The following is a 20,154-nucleotide window of genomic DNA, read 5'->3' as shown; positions in this document are numbered from 1 at the left end:
TCTGGGAAACCCAAAGGGAAGAGCAACGGAAAATTCAGCTTTTTGCTCCCCTCTCCGTGTCGGAGAGGGGTTGGGGGAGAGGTCAAATAAGACTTGTCAAACTCACGTTAATTCTCTAGTTAGTACAAAGTTACAAAAATAAAGCTCCTATTCAAAATTACTGTAGTCGTGCATAAAAAGCCATAAAAACAGCAATTAAAAACTAATCAAGGTAGTTTTTTAGTACTTGTATATACATCGTAGTTTACTCGTATTCTTAAAGCTTATTTGTAAGAGTGTCTCCGTGTAAACCCGAAGCCATTTACCAGTTCTTTAAGAACAAGCGATCGCTACTTAACTATATTTACTTATCAAAATTCATACTAATCCTCTAGCATTTCCCACCTTGCCACTCTACATTCACACCAGCCACCCTAGAGAAGGTAAATTTTTAGGGTGTATTAGTTTTTTCACAAAGAATGTATGAACACAAGTAAAAATACTGTCTCTGAAATTAGGTTGCAGGGTAGTCAATATATGCTACATGGCTTTCCAGTGCTTGGTATTCCTAATGAGGAGCGTGCTGTCAAATACTTTAGTCTCAATCCATTTCTGCCAAATGCTCAAAATCGCTGTCCAATAGAATGTGCCTATTGTGTCTGTCATCAAGACCGCGACTGGCATCATTATCCACAAAACTTTCAGGATGTCTCAGATCCAGTTGACCTACTTGATCTTTTGCTAGACCGCATTTTTGCCACCCAACAGGGGCAAAAGGGTTTTCCGATTTCACTATGCGACTACTCTGACCCCTTTATTCCAGCCCATCGAGAACGTGTGCTATCAATTCTGGATGCACTAATTGACCGCAAAGCCGCCAACCTAGTCTACATCACCACCAAAGTCCATCCTGGTCAATCTTTTCTAGAGCGCCTCAAAACAACTCTAGAGCGACCTCATTCCCTTCGAGTCACTGTCTTTGTTAGTCTACCACCCTTGAAACCAGGCTATGAGCAAGCCTCAATTCAGAGCCGGGTACAGTTGTTGCAAGATTTAGTAAACCTTGGCATTCCCTGTTGTTGGTATCTGCGTCCACTGGTTGAAGAGTGGTTTGATGAAGCTTTAATGTGGCAATTAGCACGGACACTATTGCCACATATTTCCCGTCACGTTATTCTATCTGGGCTTGTCATGTCTGAAGAGATTGAAGCGAGTCTGTTAAAACAGGAATTAATCGTTCCAGAATGGGATCGTACACAACCAGGACGTAAACAACACTTGTCATTGGAGTTCGAGTCAAAACTGCGCTCAATTCTCAGCACTGTTGCTAGCGAGCAAAATATTTCTCTTGGCCCGGTAATGGGACATCGGCTATGCGGTACTAACGGCAATCATGCCTATGGCTGCTTGATTTGCGCTAAACAAAATCGTTATTGCCAGCTTTTTCAACTTCATCACTATGGGGAAACGATCGCCGCCGAAGATAATCAACGCCTCAAGACGCTACTGAGACAAGATTCAGTGAAAATAGGCTCATCTTTACCACCAGAGCCATCAACAGAAGAATGTCGATGAAGTACTCCAACCTGAAGTGAAGTTAGGTACGGTCTGATTGTATCACCGTTACAACGTCTATAAAAGGATCATAAAGAGGGAAAATTATCTTGCGATTGTAGATCAATTTTGAACACACCCAACAATGAAATTCAGCGAAATCCTCCGTCAATTTGGTGATGCAGCCACCAATCATAGCCTGACTAGCAACCCAGACCAAGACCCAGAAATTACAGGGGTAGCAGCCATTGATGAAGCTACCCTCGGTACTCTCAGTTATGTAGAAGGTGCTAAATTTGGGTCTTTTGTCGGCAATACCAATGCTAGTGCTTTAATTTTGCCCCAAGACGAAAAATTACAGGGGGTTGCACAGGAAAGGGGTATTGTCTGGCTAGCGACCCCAGATCCGCGACTATTGTTTGCCAAAGCGATCGCCCTTTTTTATCAACCATATCGCCCTACCCCAGAAATTCATCCCACTGCTGTGATTCACTCCACCGCAAAAGTTGGTAGTGATGTTTATATTGGCCCCCATGCTGTGATTCAACAAAGGGTAGAAATTGGCAATGGTGCAATCATTCATCCCAATGTGGTGATTTATCCAGATGCCAAAATAGGCGATCGCACCACCTTACACGCCAACTGTACCATCCACGAACGGACTCTCATCGGTGCAGATTGTGTGATTCACAGTGGTGCTGTCATCGGTGCAGAAGGCTTTGGTTTTGTTCCTACCCGGACTGGTTGGTTCAAAATGGAACAATCTGGCTACACTGTCTTAGAAGATGGTGTAGAAGTTGGCTGCAACACTGGCATTGACCGTCCAGCCGTCGGAGAAACACGAGTAGGTCGCAATACAGTAATTGATAGCTTGGTGCAAGTAGGTCATGGTTGCCAAATTGGTTCTGGTTGTGCGATCGCAGGTCAGGTTGGCATGGCGGGAGGGGTTAAACTGGGAAATCGCGTTATCTTAGCTGGACAAACAGGAATAGTCAATCAAGTGAAGATAGGAGATGGGGCAATGACATCTGCTCAAACTGGAATTCACAACGATGTTGCCCCTGGAGAAATTGTCTGCGGAACTCCAGCCCTTCCTTACAAACTTTATCTCAAGGTATCTGCTGTTTATGGTCGCCTGCCAGATATGTATCAATCGCTAAAACAATTGCAACGTAAATTCAAAAATAGCAATGATTAAGCTGAAACTTATCTAAATTGCATAACCAAATTCAAAATAACTCTTGTGGGGCGGGAATTTTGCACGTCCCATTCTGTATTCTTGTTCAAAAGTATTTTCTTTTGATTCCTATAGTAGAGATGGGAATTGGAATGACATTAATTGAATTAGTTTCGTCTGGTGAAATAGTACTTATACCATATAGCGTTTCCTAATTAAATGAGGTAGATCATAGTCCCCTCCTTGTTTGCTCTTAGAGGGTTTTTGTAGCTCACTCAAGGCAGAATTGCTAGATTATTTTGTTTGAGACAAGTGTGATATAGCAAGGGACTGGGTTCTGGGTGAAAAGTCTTTTTGTATCTAAATTTCATCAAAAGATGATGTCATCACCATCAAGGCTTGTGCTATAAAAGCAGAAAAAAGTATGAAGTGAATGATATTTTAACAAAGGGAACAATTTTCTCCGTACCTCTTTCCTTTTGCCCAAAATATTTTCAATATACGGGATTATCTTGTAAATGCTGAGTATCTAAAGATTCAGCAAGTTGTCTTAGGAATAAAATCGCTTGAAAGTTTCATACCAACTTTAGAAATTGCAGAAAAAAGTGAAGATTTAGTTAATAGTGCTTTTTTGTTTGCGTACAAAAAAATAAAAGACTAAAATTTTTACTAGGACAAAGTACGAGCTTGTACTGAATTATTCACAAATAAGGATAACAAATTGGTTCAAATAATTGTGCATACAGTTATTTGAACCAAAAACAAAATTTTTGGAACGCATTTTAGTTGAAGTTTTGGCTCAATTGCTGAAAAAAATATCAATTTTCAAGCTGATCTGAACCGAAGTCAATTCACTTCGTTAATAAGCATTTGCAAACATCCTTTGAAACATAGTTACAAAAGGTATGCATTTTTTGTTATGCAAACTGCGTGAGTAATTGTCCAGATATTCACGTCTAATTAGACAATCAAGCATCAACAACAACCCACTTATACCCTAAAATAATGACTGCAACTCTTTCTTTGGATACTCAGATATCCAACCAATTACAGCAAGTTTTGTTAGAACTCACAACAGCACAGGATTTGTCTCTACATCCCTTTGTTCAACGTTTTGCCAAAGGAGAATTTTCACAAGATGCAATCCGCCAGTTTGCAATGAAAATGCTACCTGGCTCAAACAGATTCAATATGGCTTTTCTGAAAGTCGCGTCTAAAATGGATAGTTACCATGCTAGGACGATTATGCTAGAAAATGCATTTACTGAGCATGGAGAACTGAATTCAGACCTTGCTCATGTAGCATTATTTATGCGTTTTATGAAAGGTATTGATTGTCCTAAAATTGATATCAATGCCGAGGATGGAGCGTTTATCATTCCGGCATTACGCTTTAAAAAATTTGAATTTTGTGATGATGAACCTATAGTACGTTCTTTAGGAAGATTTGCAGCAATTGAACAAGTCTTACCTGGAATTTTCATCAAATATATCGAAGGACTTCGTAAGATATTTAAAGGTATTGATGACCATACCATCGAATATTTTCATCTCCACTGCCACTTAGACCCAGAACACACAGACGAATTGATTCAAGTGGCTCAAATTTATACCAAATCTGAGAAAGATGTTGAACTCTTCCGTGAAGGAGTTGAAGATATGGTTAAATCAATTGGTGATATGTTTTCTTGGATGGACGAAAATATCGAAAAAGAAGCGTTAACTTTACGAAGCTAATACTAAAGCAATCCTCGACATTATAGTTTAATTAAAGTTATCCAAAATTACCAGTCTTATATATTGTAAGTTGGTTAATTTTGGAAATTTTTTTTGATAAAAAATTCAACAGTCAGAAGTCAGAATACAAGAAGGGTATTCTATACGACTGACGGATATTGCTACGGAGAAAGTTAAATGCCGCTTTCCTACTATGCTCTTATTAACATTACCACCATTAATCTGGTCAAGACCACGGCTAGCTACAGCAGTTTTCTTTTACATGAGGTACAAAGCTATGGGTTTTGTGGCAGGAGGCAGGACAATACGCTTTGGTTAATAATTTAATAACTTTTGCTCCTGTTCTGCCTCCTCTGCCTCCTAGATTAGCGGCAACAGCCCAAAAATCATTTCATAAAATCTTACTTTTTTCTTGACTACATCTTTATCAAACTCAAATTTTACAGTTGGTTTAGCATTTTATGCGTCTGGGGAATCACACGCACGTGCTTGACAAACCCCTTCATCAAAGCTTGCCAGGTCAAAACTTGATCGCTCGAAGGCGCAAGTACAGGTATTGGGGAAAATTGTTCTGATACTGCCAAAGGCGTAACAGGTTGTAAAAATACTGAGATATCTGGACTAACCTCTGCCACCAACAAAGCTGAACGTTCTAACTCGGCAGGATCTGTGTCTTGAGACACAATTATCTTGACAAAAACATTTAAATATGAGTCATGACATAATTGGAGAAATTTAGCATGTTCTTGCCAATGACTTTCGCCGCTAACACTGGGCAATTTGAAATCCATACCTACAGAGTCTAAGTAGGGGAGAATCATTACTAGTTGTTCTAGGCGATGTCCGCCAGTTTCTAAGTATATAGGTAGACCAGTTATGGCTCGCACTTGGGGTAGAAACTGCGTTAAAAATGGGGCATGAAGAAGTGGTTCGCCTCCGGTTAAGCTAATGCTATCGTGTAAACAAGGTAGATTTTGCTGTTTTACCCATTCGATTAACATGGGTAATGGGACAGGGTTAGAGTAAATTTCAAAGTCGCGCAATCCAGGCGATCGCTCTATCCGACAAGTAGCAGGTGCATTCCACGTGTGGGCACTATCACAAAAGTGACAGCGCAAATCACACAAAGCAAAACGAATAAATATCTGACGTGTCCCTACATTCAGTCCTTCCCCTTGAATGGCAGAAAAGACCTCAATCAGGCGTGCGGTAGGTGTAACCGTATTTTTAGCAATCATAAGATGAGAGAAAGGCGATCGCGCTGCGTCGGCACAACAGTAAGGATGTTTTTTGGCTTCTTATTCTATTGTGAATCGTCGCTAACGATCTCCAATCTCAGCCCCGGTAAATAGAAATTAGTCCTTATTACTACTGATTCTGATATTAGGTTAAGTAATTTTCTAGGACAAAATAATGTTTGGCAGATTACATTATACATGGCAACGAAAGTGCAGAGCTTCATGACTAGCCAACCGACAGAGGTCGATTTTCCAGTTAATTCCTTAGACGACACGGCTATAGTGCAGGTGCCGACACGGTTGAGCGTGCTGGAGGCTTTAGGCTTTAAGCAAACCTGCCAAGGCTTAATCCAGCCCAATTCACATCTCAAGCAAATCATCATTGATTTTCACCAAACTACTTTTATGGACAGTAGTGGTTTAGGTGCGCTGGTAAGTAATTTTAAATCTGCTCAGGCGAAAGAAATTACACTAACACTGCGGAATGTAACACCTCAGGTAATGGCAGTCCTAAAACTCACCGGATTGGATCAAGTTTTTCCCCTTGAGTCTGTCGACGATGGGTCGCTAATAGAACCAGAAGAGGTAGTAGATAATCGGAAGACAACTTCCCGTAAAGTAGAGCCGTTACCCGCTACTCACCCTTCTGTAGCATCTTGGATGAAACGATTCTTAGACATTATCGGGTCAGTAGTTGGTTTATTAATTACAGGAGTTTTGTTTATTCCGATCGCGATCGCTATTCAAATTAATGATCCCGGGCCAATTTTCTTTAGTCAAACCCGTTGTGGTTGGATGGGAAAGCGGTTTGAGATTTGGAAATTCCGCTCTATGTGTGTGGATGCAGAAGCGAAGAAATCCCAAGTCAAAAACCAAGTGCAAGGCGCTTTTTTCAAGAATGAGAATGACCCTAGAATTACCAAGGTAGGGCGCTTTTTACGGCGAACTAGTCTTGATGAATTACCTCAATTTTGGAACGTCCTCAAAGGAGAGATGAGTTTAGTTGGCACTCGACCACCTACACCCGATGAAGTGGAACGCTACGAAGTACCGGAGTGGCAACGTTTAGATGTAAAACCCGGTATGACTGGTGAATGGCAAGTCAATGGACGTTCTACAGTCCGTAGTTTTGAAGATGTAATTCGCCTGGATTTGCAGTATCAAAAAAATTGGAGTTTGGTGTACGATTTAAAGCTAATTTTCAAAACTATAACTATTCTATTTAATAGAAACAGTGGTGCTGTTTAGCTAACTACCCTTATTCACAATTTTTTGCTAACTTCCTAACTCTCACGATATTCAAAAATACACCCAAGCCTATTTTAGGTTTGGGTGTATTTTTGATTCACCACGCAAGTGCCAGCCAATTTTGGATTTTAAATCATTCAATCCAAAGTCCAAAATTTGGTAATCCTCAGGATGAAATTATCCTACTGCGTCTTGAACACCCACTACTTCAACCTGCTGCACCTCTGGTAGCAAACGCTTTATACCTTGCTTAACAAATCCCTGCAAAGAACCAATCTGCTGATTTTGCTGAAATACCTTTTGTAAGGTTTGTCGCAAATTCTCCAAATTTAAACCAGTCCCAGAATCTATTGCTATTTCCTGCTGTTGGAAATATTCAACTAAACTTAACCCTGCTACTCTAGTCAGATAAGCTGCACTTACTCCCTGCACTGCGCCACCAGCAACGAAGGTAACGGCATTGCTTTTCAGAACAGTACTAATAGCATTCGTAGAAAGTTCAACTAAACCCAGTTTCAGCATCAAACTTCCCATTGTTCCAGCTACGGTTTGCGCCTGTTCTAGGGAAAATTTTTGCTGATAGATATTACCCAAATCCATTACCATTTGAGCATTAATTGCCGCAGTTGCCAGAATGTCAAGGACTGGTACTGGGTTAGCAAAGGCAGCAGCAGCAGCTATCCATTGATATTGTTCAATAATTGGGGTGGCGCGATCGCGTCTAATTCCATTCAGCCAGTTTTTCGCCTCAGCTTTCAACAACTCGGCTTTCCTGATGGTAGTTACCCAAACTAGCCGTTGTCCCTGTTGTGCCAAAACTTCACCCAACTGCTGCGTCAACTGCTGGATATCTGCTGCTGGTTGTTCCATCCACTCTTGCATAGTGCCATCAGCCTCATGCTTTCGGACTTTGATGGCAATGGGAGAGGCGGCAGTTGCAACTACATTTCCCTGGATTCGCTGTTTCAAAGACAGCAAGATGCTAGCGCTTTCATCGTTTAGATACTGGTCTTGTTTGTTGAAAACCAGCATGGTAGGCAGATTTGCAGCCTTTAGCTGCTGTAAGGTTTGAAATTCTGAATCTGTTAAATCACCGTTTGTCAGAAATAGAACAAAATCAGATTTTGCGACTTCCGCCAAAATAGCCGCATCTGAATTTTCACCCACTTCTCTAAATAAAGGTGCTGTCTCTTGTAGAGACACGAAACTTGGTGTCTCGACATTTTCCTTTAGCACTTTAATTAAAGTGCTTTTACCTACGGATTTACCGCCAGTCACAGCCACTTTAATTTTTTGTCTATCTAATTCCAACAACAATTGGGCAACTTGTTCTCGCAGTGTCTCTAATGCTGGATGGTTTTCTGCTTCTTGTGCTAGTTGGTTAATTACAGTTTCAGTTTTAGCGATCGCACTTCCTACAGTCGCCCGATCCACAACCATACCATCTAGCTGCTCTAAACTGTCTTTCGGGCGATTTTTTTGGAATAACCACAAACCACCGCCTACAGCTAAGGCACTCAACAAACCAAACTCACCTACCTGAACTATAGAATCGTGCCAACTGTCCAACATCCACAAGGAAAAGGACAGTCCCAATCCTCCCACTAAAATTGGTCGCTGCAACTTCACAACCATGATTCTCCGCGCCTTTTAGATGGCTATTTCTTCCAGAATAGATCAAAATAAAACAAAACCCTGCAATCTTTACTGATTGTAGGGTTTTGTTTTATATTTTATTTGGTGGCGGGAAGTGGATTTGAACCACTGACCTTCGGGTTATGAGCCCGACGAGCTACCAGGCTGCTCTATCCCGCGTCGCTCTTAACTTTTATAGCATAACCTATAGTCAAGAGTTTGGCAACTACAAAAATGATAATTCTCCAATTACTTCTAAACGCTTGTATTTTCCTAAGGTGACAAACTTTTCTGAGAGGCTTTCGGCGGCACTGGGACTAATCCAACCCATTTGCTGGAGTAAGTGAATAGCAACGGCATATTTTGCTCGTTTTGCCCCATCCATAACTTTGATTGCCAATCCCAAGCCTTCGCCGAGTCTACCAATGCACTGCACTCCTTCAGCACCTGTTTTACTGACTAGTTCTCCTGGAGTTAAGCGCATCAGTTCCGTATCAAATTCTCCATCTCCTGCGACCATCGCGGGGTGATGAGTCATAGCACGAACGATGCGCTCCATATCCAAGTTGGTACTAGAGGCTAGCAGCGCATATAAAGATGCCATGTGACCGAGTTGCATCAGATAAGTTGGTGCGCCACAGTCGTCATGAGCGCTGATAAATTCTGCGGCTGGCATTCGCAGCAACTCTGCTACTTTGCCCAAAATTAACTGCTGGATTGGGTGCTTGCGATCCAAATAGTTATTCAAGGGCCAATGGCGTTGCTGACAAACAGCTAACATCCCTGCATGTTTTCCAGAGCAATTGTATTCCAGAGGGCTTTGCTTATCTTCAGGAATTGGACACTGGAGTATAGTTGGGTCAAGATCGGCCCGCCAAAGGATGTTAAATACCTGTCGGACTTGATCTATTCTTCCTTTATGGGAACTTGTGATAATTGCTAAGTCGCGATCGCTGAGTTGATAGCGTTCCAATGTACCTGTTGTGGTGACAGCGAGTGCCTGAAATGGTTTGAGCGCTGAACGGATAAATGCAGCAGTTTCAGAATTTCCGGCAACGGTTAGAACCCGTCCTCGTTCGTCGCAGACAACAGCTTGGACTATATGCCTGGATTCAATAATACCTTCCCGCAGCAACCGGACTTCCAGTGCTGTGGCTTGAGTTCGTTTTCCCATTGTCATGGGTTTATATTTATTACCTTTTTTAATTAATTAGTCATTAGTAATTTGTCCTTTGTCCTTTGTCATAAGTCATTTGTTTATTCACGAATGACTAATGACTAATGACCAATGACCAATGACTAATGACTTTTTAAAACAAATGCCAAACTATAGTACCAGTAACGTACATTCCCGCCAAGCCAGCAAAGGTAAATTGTAACCGCCGCAGAATGGGTTTGATTTCGTATGCCACAATTAAGCGATCGCGGTTGAGGACTTCCTCTGGTTTTGTCCAAGTTTGTCCGTCATACCAGCCTGACTCTTCATAAAATACCGTAGGACTGCAAAGACGATCGCACACGTAGAACCAACCTAAGTACAACCTTACCAGTATTAGCACTAATCCGACACTCGCTCCGGCTGCACTACAGAGAAGAAAATGTGCAATATACTTGTGAGGGGGAAAACTTGCCGCAGCTATGGGCCCTGCCAAGAGCCAAGACAAACCCCAAATCCAAACAAGTTTCGTGATATACTCGCGCCAATCTAAAGTCGTATCACGAAATAGCCAGGAAGTTTTTAACTCTTCGTACTCATTGAGCGGTTGTTGGTCTGTAGGAACTGGGCAATTAGAAACCGAAGACCTAATCATGTTGGTTTACCCTCACCCTCATCAGATTCTGGAAGGGAAATACGTTCTGCATGAATCCAGAACGCTTCTAAATTATAAAACTCCCGTTCTTTGGGCATCATGATGTGAACAATCACATCACCGTAGTCTTGTAATACCCAACTACCCTCGACTTTTCCTTCTGTTCTTATGGGACGCCGTTGCAACTCAGTTTCGACTTTTCCTTCAATTGCTTGAGCGATCGCCCTGACTTGTACCCTAGAATAGCCAGTCATCATCACAAAGTAATCCGCTAGATAAGATACCTCTGCTACTTTGAGCAATACAATCTCACCTGCTTTGCGGTCTAATCCCGCTTCTGCTATCGTTGCAGCTAATTTTCCGCTCTCCTCTTCGGTATGGGCGTGGCTCTTTACCACACTTTTCGTCAGTGGAACGGATTGTAATGGGAAATTTCCTTGGAAGTAATCAGTCATTAAACCTCAGGTGCTTTCTTGTGAAACAATTGTTTACATTTACTTACAAATCACAAACAATTGATCTGAAAATGTGTCAATAGGTTTTTTTGAATACTAACAAAAAAACGTGTGTCTATGGGGGCTAGTTTGATAATTGGCTGCTTAGATTTCGACATCAGCAATCAGCAGTTGCAGATGGCTATTGTGTAGTGATAAATTAACCATTATCTTTTCAGCCAGGATTTCCGGTGAAAATAGTGTTCGCTCTACTGGGGATTAATTGAGTATTTGGGGTGACATTTAGGATATTTCCCGCGAAAAAGATTACTTTTTCGCGTTTTGTTGGTATTTTCCTCAGTTTCTACGAGTTGAGCTTGAGTACATCGCAATTCCTCTAATGCCAACTTGAGGCTGAAATTTTTCTCATTTAGATTCCGTGTTCGTTCGCATTTACTGGGATTGTGATCGTCAAACAGAGCCTTTGTAAGTTGTAGATGTGCATCAAGATTGGAAAAGAATAGCTAATGAAAAAGCGATTCAAGCCTACTATGATCCAGTTTAGATGTATCGTTTCAATCCGAAGACTTTAGCCAAATTACGCTACACTGGCTATCTTACTCAGCGTAGCTGCCTCAAATTTGTAAATATGGATAGCGTTCTGCTATGGGTAGTTACAACACAAGTTGTAAATTGCTGTCATTTCAAAAGCGATCGCTCATACCCCATGTTGAGCTTGAGGTGGAGGCCATATTTGCTGTGATTGGATTCGCTGGTGAAAAGAGAGCCGACAGTAGTAATAAACTAAATAAATGATAAATAAAAATTTAGTATTGAGCGATCGCGTTTGCCTGAGCTTAGTAAGCAGTTTTATTAGAAAAGATAAATTTGAATGGTTACAAGCAAGGAACACACCAGTATTAGAAGATGTGACTAGAACTCAAATGTCATTATGAGTCCAGAATAATGATAGTAATAACACTATAGGAATCCGGTTTGATTACTGAAATCACTTGGCTTAGTAGGCAATAGGCACTCTTGCAAGAGGATTTCAGAAGATTAAGGTGTAGCGAATTTTTTTCACGCAATCAAATATGAGTCTTATATTTATGTTGGTACGATTCGTACAAACTTTACTTAACTCAGTACAACCTGCCGTAAACAAGGCATGAAAATCAGGCTGCAATAGTCAGAGCCAGTGGAATAAAATCGTTGGGGTTTTGAGTTTAACACTTTGTGCAATCTAACCCCACTGTTGTCGATTAAACTTCTTGTTTTGTAACTCTTGTAGACTGAATTGCTCCCCGATCTGCCGTCAATGAATAACACAACGACTCATACTGATTTAAAGCTTGCTCAAAAGCATAGTTTTCAACGGCATATTTGCGACTTTTATAACCCAGAGTTTTGACTTTTTCGGGATTTTGGTACAAATCTAAAATTGCGATCGCTAAAGCTTGGGGATCTTCTGGAGGAACGATAACTCCGCCGCCACTTTGCCTGATGGCTCTTGCTGCCGTACCATTATCAGGCACAGAAGCAACTAAAGCTGCTCCACTGGCAAGTAGCACTTGAATTTTTGATGGCATATTGAAGGATACAACATTTTTCTTTTGTACCACCAAGCCAACATCCGCAGCTGCTAACATTTGTGGCAAATCTTTGCGGGGTTGAAATGGCAGTAGCAAAACATTATCTGCACCGCAGTCTAGACATTCCTGTTGCAATCGCTGTAAACCTTTTGCTTCTCCAACGATGACAAAGACAATATCTGGGATATGGCGCAACGCAGAAGCAGCTTTGACGACGCTTTCTAAGCCTTGGGTTAGGGCAATGTTACCAGAATAAAGTACTACAAATTTGCCATTCAGATTATGGGCTGCGCGGAAAGGGTTATCTTCTTTAGGCAAAGGGCGGATAAAATTTACATCAACCCAGTTGGGAATTTGCACAATTTTGTCAGCTTCTACGCCCTTAGATCGCAAATTTTCCACAAACCCATCGGCGATGACGCTAATTTTACTGGCACTGCTATAGGCAAATTTTTCTAATAATGTAAATAACTGGATGAGCAATTTATTTTTCAGCAGACCGACGTGGACGGCTGCTTCTGGTAATATATCTTGTAGATTTAAGATTACCGGACAAGCACGTAACCATCCTAAAAGAGCAACTGGTACACAGCTTGGCAAGGATGGCGATGTTGAGAGAATTACATCTGGACGCCAACCGATGAGAGCGGGTACAAAACTAGTGACGACGAAACTAGCATCTAATAACACCCGATCTAATAGGTTGGGTTGGGGACGAATCCAAACGTAACTGCGTTGAATTTGAACGCCATTTTTGTATTCGTTAAGATACCACTTGCCCCGATATTCTTGGTAAATCTGACGCTCAGGGTAGTTGGGCATAGCAGTGACTACGCGCACTTCATGTCCACGTTTCACTAGTCCCTCTGCTAATTCAGTCATCAGTGGGGCAATACCAATTGGCTCTGGATAGTAGTTGTAGGAGTAAATTAAAATCCGCATAAAAATTTAGTCCGAAGTACCCCGGTTTTTATTTAATGACAAATATTTGTCTGAAATATCATTTGGAGTTTGGAAACCCCCATATTTCAATTGTGACTCCAGACTCTTTTTCTGTCAGGGATTTTCCTTAAAGATTGAGTAAACTTTGATATGAAATACTTAGGGAAACTGTGAATTTTTTTTACTATTTAAGCTATCTTCAAATTGTTATTTTTTGATTGGTACGTACGTAGAAAACCTAAGTATATTGGGTTTTGCCAACCCCTAAGACAAAATTGGGATAGTTATTATTCACTTTTCATAAAAGTTACGGATATAAACTATTTTCCGAAAATCTGAATATTAATAATACTTTTTTATCATACTGGTTATTTAATGAGCGATCGTCCTTGTATTTTTTCCTTTTTTGCTGGCTCAGGTTTTCTAGATTTAGGTTTTGAAATCAGTGGTTTTAATATTGTTTATGTCAATGAAATCTTTGCCCCATTCATGGACGCCTATCGCTATTCACGGGAAGTTTTGAAAATGCGATCGCCTGAATATGAATATCATTACGGTGAAGCAGCAGACGTAACAAAACTTCTTGCTGGAAAAGAAGCACAACGACTTCAAGAATTAGTCAAAGACTGCCGCAAATCTCATCATATAATTGGTTTCATCGGCGGCCCTCCCTGTCCTGATTTTTCTATTGGTGGAAAAAATAGAGGACGTTTAGGAGATAATGGCCAGCTTTCCACTTCATATATAGAATTAATTTGCCAAAATATTCCTGATTTCTTTTTATTTGAAAACGTTAAGGGCTTATGGAAAACGGCAAAACACCGTTTATTTTTTGAATCGCTTAAGCAACAATTACAGGAAGCAGGGTATATATTAACAGAGCGTTTAATTAATGCTATTGAATACGCTGTACCCCAGGATAGAGACAGAATTATCCTAATTGGCTTCAAAAATAGTTTTCTTCAGGAAATGAAAATTGAATTTAATAAAAAATTACTTTCTGAAGAAGCTTTTCCTTGGAATAATTACATTTTATATTCTCAAGAAAAAGTTTTTGCTTATCCTTGGTCTAAGTGTGAACCATTCAAAGAAAATTCTCTAATCCCTTGTCCTGATGGTATACCTGAAAAACTAACAGTTGAATACTGGTTTAGAAAAAATAACGTTCTGAACCATCCTAATACTGAACACTATTTTCAACCAAGGGCAGGTATTACAAAATTTGCTGCTGTTCAAGAAGGAGATAATTCCAGAAAATCTTTCAAACGTCTGCATAGATGGCGTTACTCTCCAACAGCTTGCTATGGAAATAACGAAGTACATTTACATCCTTACAAAGTTCGGCGGATTTCTGTAGCAGAAGCTTTAGCTATTCAATCTTTGCCTATAAATTTTGTACTTCCAGAGAATATGTCTCTGACTAATATGTTTAAAACTATTGGTAATGGCGTCCCATATTTGGCATCGAAGGCATTAGCTGAAACTATTATTAACTTCTTAGGAATTGGTGTAAAAAACACTGTTGATATTCCTAACCTTACTACCACTTAATGTCAACTTAAATACTTACAGTAATTCCGGGATATCTGTAAAGCTGATATTCAAGACAAATTAGCAGCTTGTTTTCAGGATAAACTCGTAATAAATGTGGTTTAATATATATATAAGAAATGTTTTAATTTTTTATAAAGTTTAATAATCAATCACTGGCAGAAGACACGATGGCAGCAGACTATCCAGATATTGATATTGCGCCATTCATTGATCACTCCCTGTTAACGCCAACGGCTACTCCAGAGCAGGTTGAGCAATGGTGTGAAGAAGCATATAGATTCAACTTTGCGGCGGTTTGTCTGTTTCCCGCTAATGTTAAGCAAGCAGTAGAACTCCTCCACGGTAAAAACCCTAAAGTCTGTACGGTGATTGGTTTTCCTTCTGGTGCAACGACTTCAGCCGTGAAACTGTACGAAGCTCAAGAAGCGGCGGATAGTGGGGCCACTGAGTTGGATGTAGTCATGAACTTGGGCTGGTTAAAAGCTGGCAAAACTGAAAAAGTCCACCGAGAGATTGCCGAAATTTGTGAAGAGACTGGGCAAACTGTCAAGGTAATTTTGGAAACTAACCTGTTGACAGATGCGGAGAAAAAAATAGCTGCTGAAATAGCTATGGAGGCAGGAGCAGCATTCTTAAAAACTAGTACAGGTTGGAATGGTGGTGCCACAGTGGCAGATGTACGCCTTTTGCAAGAATTGGCAAAAGAAAAGGTGGGAATTAAGGCTTCAGGTGGTATCCACACTATCAATCAAGCTTTAGACTTAATCGTAGCGGGTGCTACTAGATTAGGCACATCTCGCGGTATGGATTTGATCCGTCAGCGCGATAACTTGGGAAAGGGTGAATAGTCATTTGTCCTACCCTGCGGGAAGCCGCTAAGGCGTCTATGTTATTTGTCCTACCCTGCGGGAAGCCGCTAAGGCGTCTATGTTATTTGTCCTAATCTAATGACCCTTGACCAATGACTAAATAACTACTAAATGACTAGTGACTAATGACTAATAAGTAATGAGTAGAACCTATAAAGCAACTGGTATTAATCTTAAAACCCAGGCACTAGGAGAATCGGATAAAATAGTGACGATTTTGACACGAGAATTCGGTCTAATTAGAGCCGTGGCTCCAGGGTCACGTAAGCACAACTCCAGCCTGGGCGGTAGGAGTGGAATGTTCGTTGTGAATGAACTATTGATTGCCAAAGGGCGATCGCTTGATAAAATTACTCAAGCACAGACGTTAAAAACTTATCCTGGTTTAGCTAAAGATTTGGGAAAACTGGCTGCCAGTCAATATTTAGCAGAAATAGTTCTGTGTGAAGCTTTGAGCGAACAACCCCAAGAAGAACTTTATGATTTGTTCAATGAACATCTCCATCGGTTAGAGATGGTGTCTAGTGCAAATCGACCTGGTGTTTTGGCTCATCTGGCTCATGGTGTATTTCACCTTTTAGCCTTAGCAGGACTGACACCACAAGTGCAAATCTGTTGTCTATCTGGGCGCCTCCTTAAGCCAGACTTTACAGACCCCAACTGGCAGGTAGGATTTAGTATCCCTGCGGGTGGAACGATTTCCTTAGAAGCTAGGGAACGTTTACGAAAAGAGGGGGAGAGGGAGATGAGGGCACAGAGGCAGAGGGAGATTAATAACCAATTCCCTGTATCCCATGCCCCATTGCCAATGACGCCAGTTGCTTCAACGGATAGCGCAGCGTTAGCGAGTACTCGATCGTCGGGAACCTCGGCAACGCACTGGCTCCCCAATGCCCAAACAATTGTTGTGCATCGACAAGAAATACCTGTGATTTCTTGTCGTCTGGGTGCTATGGAGGTGGCTTTGCTTCAACATCTGTCACAACCAGAGATAATGCAAATTGATGGTGCTATAGATGATGACTGGTTATCTGTTGAGCAGATTTTGCGCCAGTATGCTCAGTATCAATTAGGCCGCCCTATTCGCTCTGCTACCTTGATCGACTCTTATTTTGCTGCCAACCATGATGCAACCGTCTGATTTGGATAAAAAAGTCCTACCTTTGTCACCAAGCCTCGTCAAAAAACAGAATAGAGTATCAGATCCGACAGTCAGGAATCACTTGAGTGCCGTTTCCAAGTGTATACCTAGTCAAATAAATGGCCAAGAAATGTCCCCAAATGACGTTTCTAAAAACGAGCAAAGTTGGACAGTGGAGATTCCAAAAACTGATGTTCCAAGTCAATCAGAAACACAATCTGAGGACAAATTAACCACTGTTGAGGTAGATAGCAACGGCGCGCGCAATGGGCAGAATTTGCCAGTAGCCACTATTCCAGAAAAAGAACCAATGAAATTAGGTGGTTCTGGTTCAGGTGGAGAAGCTGTTGTCGGGAATGTAAAACAGCAAGGATTTTTACCTGTATTAAAAAACCCTAATTTCCTGGCTCTTTGGGGCGGTCAAGTTTTCTCCCAACTAGCAGATAAAGTTTATTTGGTGCTGATGATTGCCTTGATTAATACTCAGTTTCAAGCAAGCAATCAGAGTATTAGTGGTTGGGTGTCAGTGTTGATGATGGCTTTTACTATTCCAGCCGTATTGTTTGGTTCCGTTGCTGGTGTGTTTGTCGATCGCTGGTCGAAAAAGGCTGTGCTGGTAGCAACGAATATTTGGCGCGGCATTTTGGTTTTGTCAATTCCCTTCTTGCTGTGGTTGACTCATGATTGGAAACCCATAGGCGTACTACCAGTGGGTTTTGTAATTATCTTGGGTGTGACTTTTTTAGTTTCGACTTTGACACAGTTTTTTGCCCCAGCAGAACAGGCGGCAATTCCCTTAATCGTAGAAGAACAGCATTTACTCTCGGCTAATTCGCTTTACACGACAACGATGATGGCATCGGTGATTGTTGGGTTTGCCGTTGGAGAACCGTTGTTAGCGATCGCAGATGGACTCTGGTCGCAAATTGGCGGTAGTGGTAGTTTGGGCAAAGAACTTTTAGTAGGTGGCAGTTATGCGATCGCTGGAGTAATTTTGTTCCTCCTGGCAACTAACGAAAAACACCACCACCCTGATACAGAATTCCCTCACGTATTCTCTGACTTACGGGACGGTTTTGCCTATCTCAAAGCAAATCATCGCGTCCGCAATGCTTTGCTTCAACTGATTATCTTGTTTTCTGTCTTTGCAGCATTAACTGTTCTAGCCGTTCGAATGGCGGAAATAATTCCCAACATGAAAGCCTCTCAGTTTGGCTTTTTACTAGCAGCTGGCGGTGTTGGCATCGCTGGTGGAGCAACTATTCTCGGTCAATTTGGTCAACGCTTCTCCTACACCCAACTAAGTCTGTATGGTTGTATCGGTATGGCAGCATCCCTGATTGGTTTGTCTGTATTTACAACCCAACTATGGCTAGTGTTATTACTGGTGGCGCTATTAGGTATCTTTGGGGCACTGGTGGGAATTCCCATGCAAACCGCAATCCAAACAGAAACACCTCCAGAAATGCGTGGTAAAGTTTTTGGCTTGCAGAACAATGTAATTAATATTGCACTCTCCTTGCCTTTAGCATTAGCTGGTGTCGCAGAAACCTTTCTGGGATTACAGGTCGTTTTTTTGGGATTAGCTGCGATCGTCTTTTCAGGAGGTATATTAACCTGGTATAACTCACACAAGTAGTTATCAGTTAACAGGAGTTATTATTCATTACCTTGACGTAATTAATAATTTACTTAAAGCTTTTGTGTTCATGGTAAACTATGTCCAGTGAAAATTTATCACATACTTGCCGGATATGAATCTGACATTAGTCAGAATAAGTTGTTTAAATATCAGAGACCAACAGCTTATAAGTAGAATAAATAAAGCCATAAATGCACTGGTTTAATCAGCTTAAAATAAGCTTTTTAAACTAGAACGTTATGGAAATTTTTAATAAATAAAACCAGCAAGTATAGCTAGATAAAATAAAAATCACAAAAATCATACAAGATAATAGATTAAACCCGCTTCTCTTACAGTTAAATAAAGAATGCGTATAGCCTGGATTGGAAAAAAATCACCTTTTTGCGGCAACGTCACCTACAGTCGAGAAATTACAAATGCCTTGCTAGATAGGGGACATCAAGTTAGCTTTCTTCACTTCGCCCAGGAAGAGTCTGAACCTGATAATTGGCCAAATCTTCGAGAGGTTTCTCTACCTTTCATTTACAAGTCTCAGGTTTATACAATTCCCACTTTTAAAGCCACCAAAGTTTTAACTGATTCACTGCGGGAAATCAAACCAGATGTAGTCCATGCTTCCTTGACATTATCTCCTCTAGACTTTTTTCTACCAGAAATCTGTGAGGAACTGAGGTTGCCCTTAGTTGCCACTTTTCACACACCGTTTGCTGGTAAGGGGGCAAAGCTGGTATCGGGAACACAACTTTTGGCTTATCAGCTGTACGCGCCTTTTTTAGTTAACTACGATCGCGTGATTGTATTTTCCCAAATTCAGCGAGAATTATTGGCAGGGATGGGCGTAAGGGAAGAAAATATTGCTGTGATTCCCAATGGTGTTGATACTGTTAAGTATTCTCCAGGATTTTCTCAAGTCAAAGCAGAATTTAAAGCCGAACGCTTGTTTGTATATCAGGGTCGAATAGCGCCAGAGAAAAATGTTGAAGCCTTGCTTCGGGCTTGGAAGCAGTCGGCAATGGGGCCTGGTACTAAGTTACTAATTGTTGGGGATGGCCCTTTAAAGTCTTCTTTAGAGCCGTTTTATGGTTCAGAATACGGCATTATCTGGTTGGGATTTGTCGCTGATGAAGACCGACGCATCGAAATTTTGCGGGGCGCAGATGTATTTGTTTTGCCTTCATTGGTAGAGGGTTTGTCCCTATCTCTGTTAGAAGGAATGGCGTGTGGGTTGGCTTGTTTAGCAACAGATGTGGGTGCAGACGGAGAAGTATTGGAAAAGGGCGCAGGTGTAGTTATTAGTACTAAAACAGCGCGATCGCAATTAAAAACCCTCTTGCCAGTGTTGCAAGACCATCCAGAGTTAACAACTTTACTGGGGCAAAAAGCTAGACAGCGTGTATTAGACCGCTATACCCTAAGTAAAAATATTACTCTGCTCGAAGAACTTTATAAAGAAGTTTTAGCACAGCGACCTCTACCGCTAAGTCGCAGAGCTTAGGAAAAGGCAAGAAGTGCGATACCTACGGCGGGCTGCGCCTACGCATTTTTAAGTTTATCACTGTTCTCCAGGGCATTCAGGTGCAGTTTAGCTTTTCTTCATT

The 20,154-nt window shown here is 41.2% G+C and carries 15 protein-coding genes and 1 tRNA gene; 9 read left to right on the top strand and 7 right to left on the bottom strand.

Features of this window, described 5'->3' with window-relative positions:
* The first annotated feature begins 462 nt into the window (after window positions 1-462).
* The 3 genes from RMX98_RS21985 (at window position 463) to RMX98_RS21975 (ending at window position 4,447) form a co-directional block, all read left to right on the top strand.
* Window positions 463-1,554: a hypothetical protein gene (locus RMX98_RS21985; RefSeq protein WP_322679525.1), complete on the top strand. Its 1,092-nt coding sequence runs from the start codon at window positions 463-465 to the stop codon at window positions 1,552-1,554.
* Between the two features lie 124 nt (window positions 1,555-1,678).
* Window positions 1,679-2,731, top strand: a complete 1,053-nt coding sequence (lpxD, locus tag RMX98_RS21980) for a UDP-3-O-(3-hydroxymyristoyl)glucosamine N-acyltransferase (RefSeq protein WP_322679524.1) — start codon at window positions 1,679-1,681, stop codon at window positions 2,729-2,731.
* 984 nt (window positions 2,732-3,715) lie between these two features.
* Window positions 3,716-4,447 carry an iron-containing redox enzyme family protein gene (locus tag RMX98_RS21975; RefSeq protein ID WP_322679523.1) on the top strand — a complete coding sequence of 244 codons (732 nt, stop codon included), beginning with the start codon at window positions 3,716-3,718 and terminating at the stop codon, window positions 4,445-4,447.
* 440 nt (window positions 4,448-4,887) lie between these two features.
* Here RMX98_RS21975 and RMX98_RS21970 read toward each other — a convergent pair whose 3' ends face one another.
* Window positions 4,888-5,685, bottom strand: coding sequence for a 7-carboxy-7-deazaguanine synthase QueE (locus tag RMX98_RS21970; protein ID WP_322679522.1), 798 nt, complete (start codon window positions 5,683-5,685; stop codon window positions 4,888-4,890).
* 198 nt (window positions 5,686-5,883) lie between these two features.
* On the opposite strand from RMX98_RS21970, the gene RMX98_RS21965 reads away from it, so the two are divergent.
* Window positions 5,884-6,933 carry an anti-sigma factor antagonist gene (locus RMX98_RS21965; RefSeq protein ID WP_322679521.1) on the top strand — a complete coding sequence of 350 codons (1,050 nt, stop codon included), beginning with the start codon at window positions 5,884-5,886 and terminating at the stop codon, window positions 6,931-6,933.
* A 177-nt stretch (window positions 6,934-7,110) separates the two neighbouring features.
* On the opposite strand, the gene RMX98_RS21960 is transcribed toward RMX98_RS21965, so the two are convergent.
* The 6 genes from RMX98_RS21960 to RMX98_RS21935 form a co-directional block, all read right to left on the bottom strand.
* Complete coding sequence (locus RMX98_RS21960) at window positions 7,111-8,568, bottom strand: YcjF family protein (protein WP_322679520.1); 1,458 nt, start codon at window positions 8,566-8,568, stop codon at window positions 7,111-7,113.
* 103 nt (window positions 8,569-8,671) lie between these two features.
* Window positions 8,672-8,748: transfer RNA gene (locus RMX98_RS21955), tRNA-Met, on the bottom strand.
* A gap of 46 nt (window positions 8,749-8,794) precedes the next feature.
* Entirely contained in the window at window positions 8,795-9,748 is a 954-nt protein-coding gene (locus RMX98_RS21950; protein WP_322679519.1) for an asparaginase, read from the bottom strand.
* Between the two features lie 130 nt (window positions 9,749-9,878).
* Complete coding sequence (locus RMX98_RS21945; RefSeq protein WP_322679518.1) at window positions 9,879-10,379, bottom strand: CGLD27 family protein; 501 nt, start codon at window positions 10,377-10,379, stop codon at window positions 9,879-9,881.
* Window positions 10,376-10,834, bottom strand: coding sequence for a ribosome silencing factor (gene rsfS / locus RMX98_RS21940; protein ID WP_322679517.1), 459 nt, complete (start codon window positions 10,832-10,834; stop codon window positions 10,376-10,378). Before rsfS ends, RMX98_RS21945 begins: the two co-directional genes overlap by 4 nt.
* 1,241 nt (window positions 10,835-12,075) lie before the next feature.
* Window positions 12,076-13,347 (bottom strand): glycosyltransferase family 4 protein, encoded by a 1,272-nt coding sequence (locus RMX98_RS21935; protein WP_322679516.1) that lies wholly within the window; start codon window positions 13,345-13,347, stop codon window positions 12,076-12,078.
* A gap of 375 nt (window positions 13,348-13,722) precedes the next feature.
* Here RMX98_RS21935 and RMX98_RS21930 point away from each other — a divergent pair, with 375 nt between their 5' ends.
* The 5 genes from RMX98_RS21930 (at window position 13,723) to RMX98_RS21910 (ending at window position 20,051) form a co-directional block, all read left to right on the top strand.
* Window positions 13,723-14,898 carry a DNA cytosine methyltransferase gene (locus RMX98_RS21930; RefSeq protein WP_322679515.1) on the top strand — a complete coding sequence of 392 codons (1,176 nt, stop codon included), beginning with the start codon at window positions 13,723-13,725 and terminating at the stop codon, window positions 14,896-14,898.
* Between the two features lie 170 nt (window positions 14,899-15,068).
* Complete coding sequence (deoC, locus tag RMX98_RS21925) at window positions 15,069-15,749, top strand: deoxyribose-phosphate aldolase (RefSeq protein WP_322679514.1); 681 nt, start codon at window positions 15,069-15,071, stop codon at window positions 15,747-15,749.
* A 160-nt stretch (window positions 15,750-15,909) separates the two neighbouring features.
* Window positions 15,910-16,911 carry a DNA repair protein RecO gene (gene recO, locus RMX98_RS21920; RefSeq protein ID WP_322679513.1) on the top strand — a complete coding sequence of 334 codons (1,002 nt, stop codon included), beginning with the start codon at window positions 15,910-15,912 and terminating at the stop codon, window positions 16,909-16,911.
* Window positions 16,898-18,550 (top strand): MFS transporter, encoded by a 1,653-nt coding sequence (locus tag RMX98_RS21915; protein WP_322679534.1) that lies wholly within the window; start codon window positions 16,898-16,900, stop codon window positions 18,548-18,550. Before recO ends, RMX98_RS21915 begins: the two co-directional genes overlap by 14 nt.
* Window positions 18,551-18,902: 352 nt before the next feature.
* Entirely contained in the window at window positions 18,903-20,051 is a 1,149-nt protein-coding gene (locus RMX98_RS21910) for a glycosyltransferase family 4 protein (protein ID WP_322679512.1), read from the top strand.
* The last annotated feature ends 103 nt before the right edge of the window (window positions 20,052-20,154 follow it).

Source organism: Nostoc sp. DedQUE02 (assembly GCF_034531035.1).
In the GTDB taxonomy this organism is placed as follows: Bacteria; Cyanobacteriota; Cyanobacteriia; order Cyanobacteriales; family Nostocaceae; genus Nostoc.
Note: the sequence above shows the minus strand (reverse complement) of the source record. Positions and strands in the feature narration are given on the sequence as shown.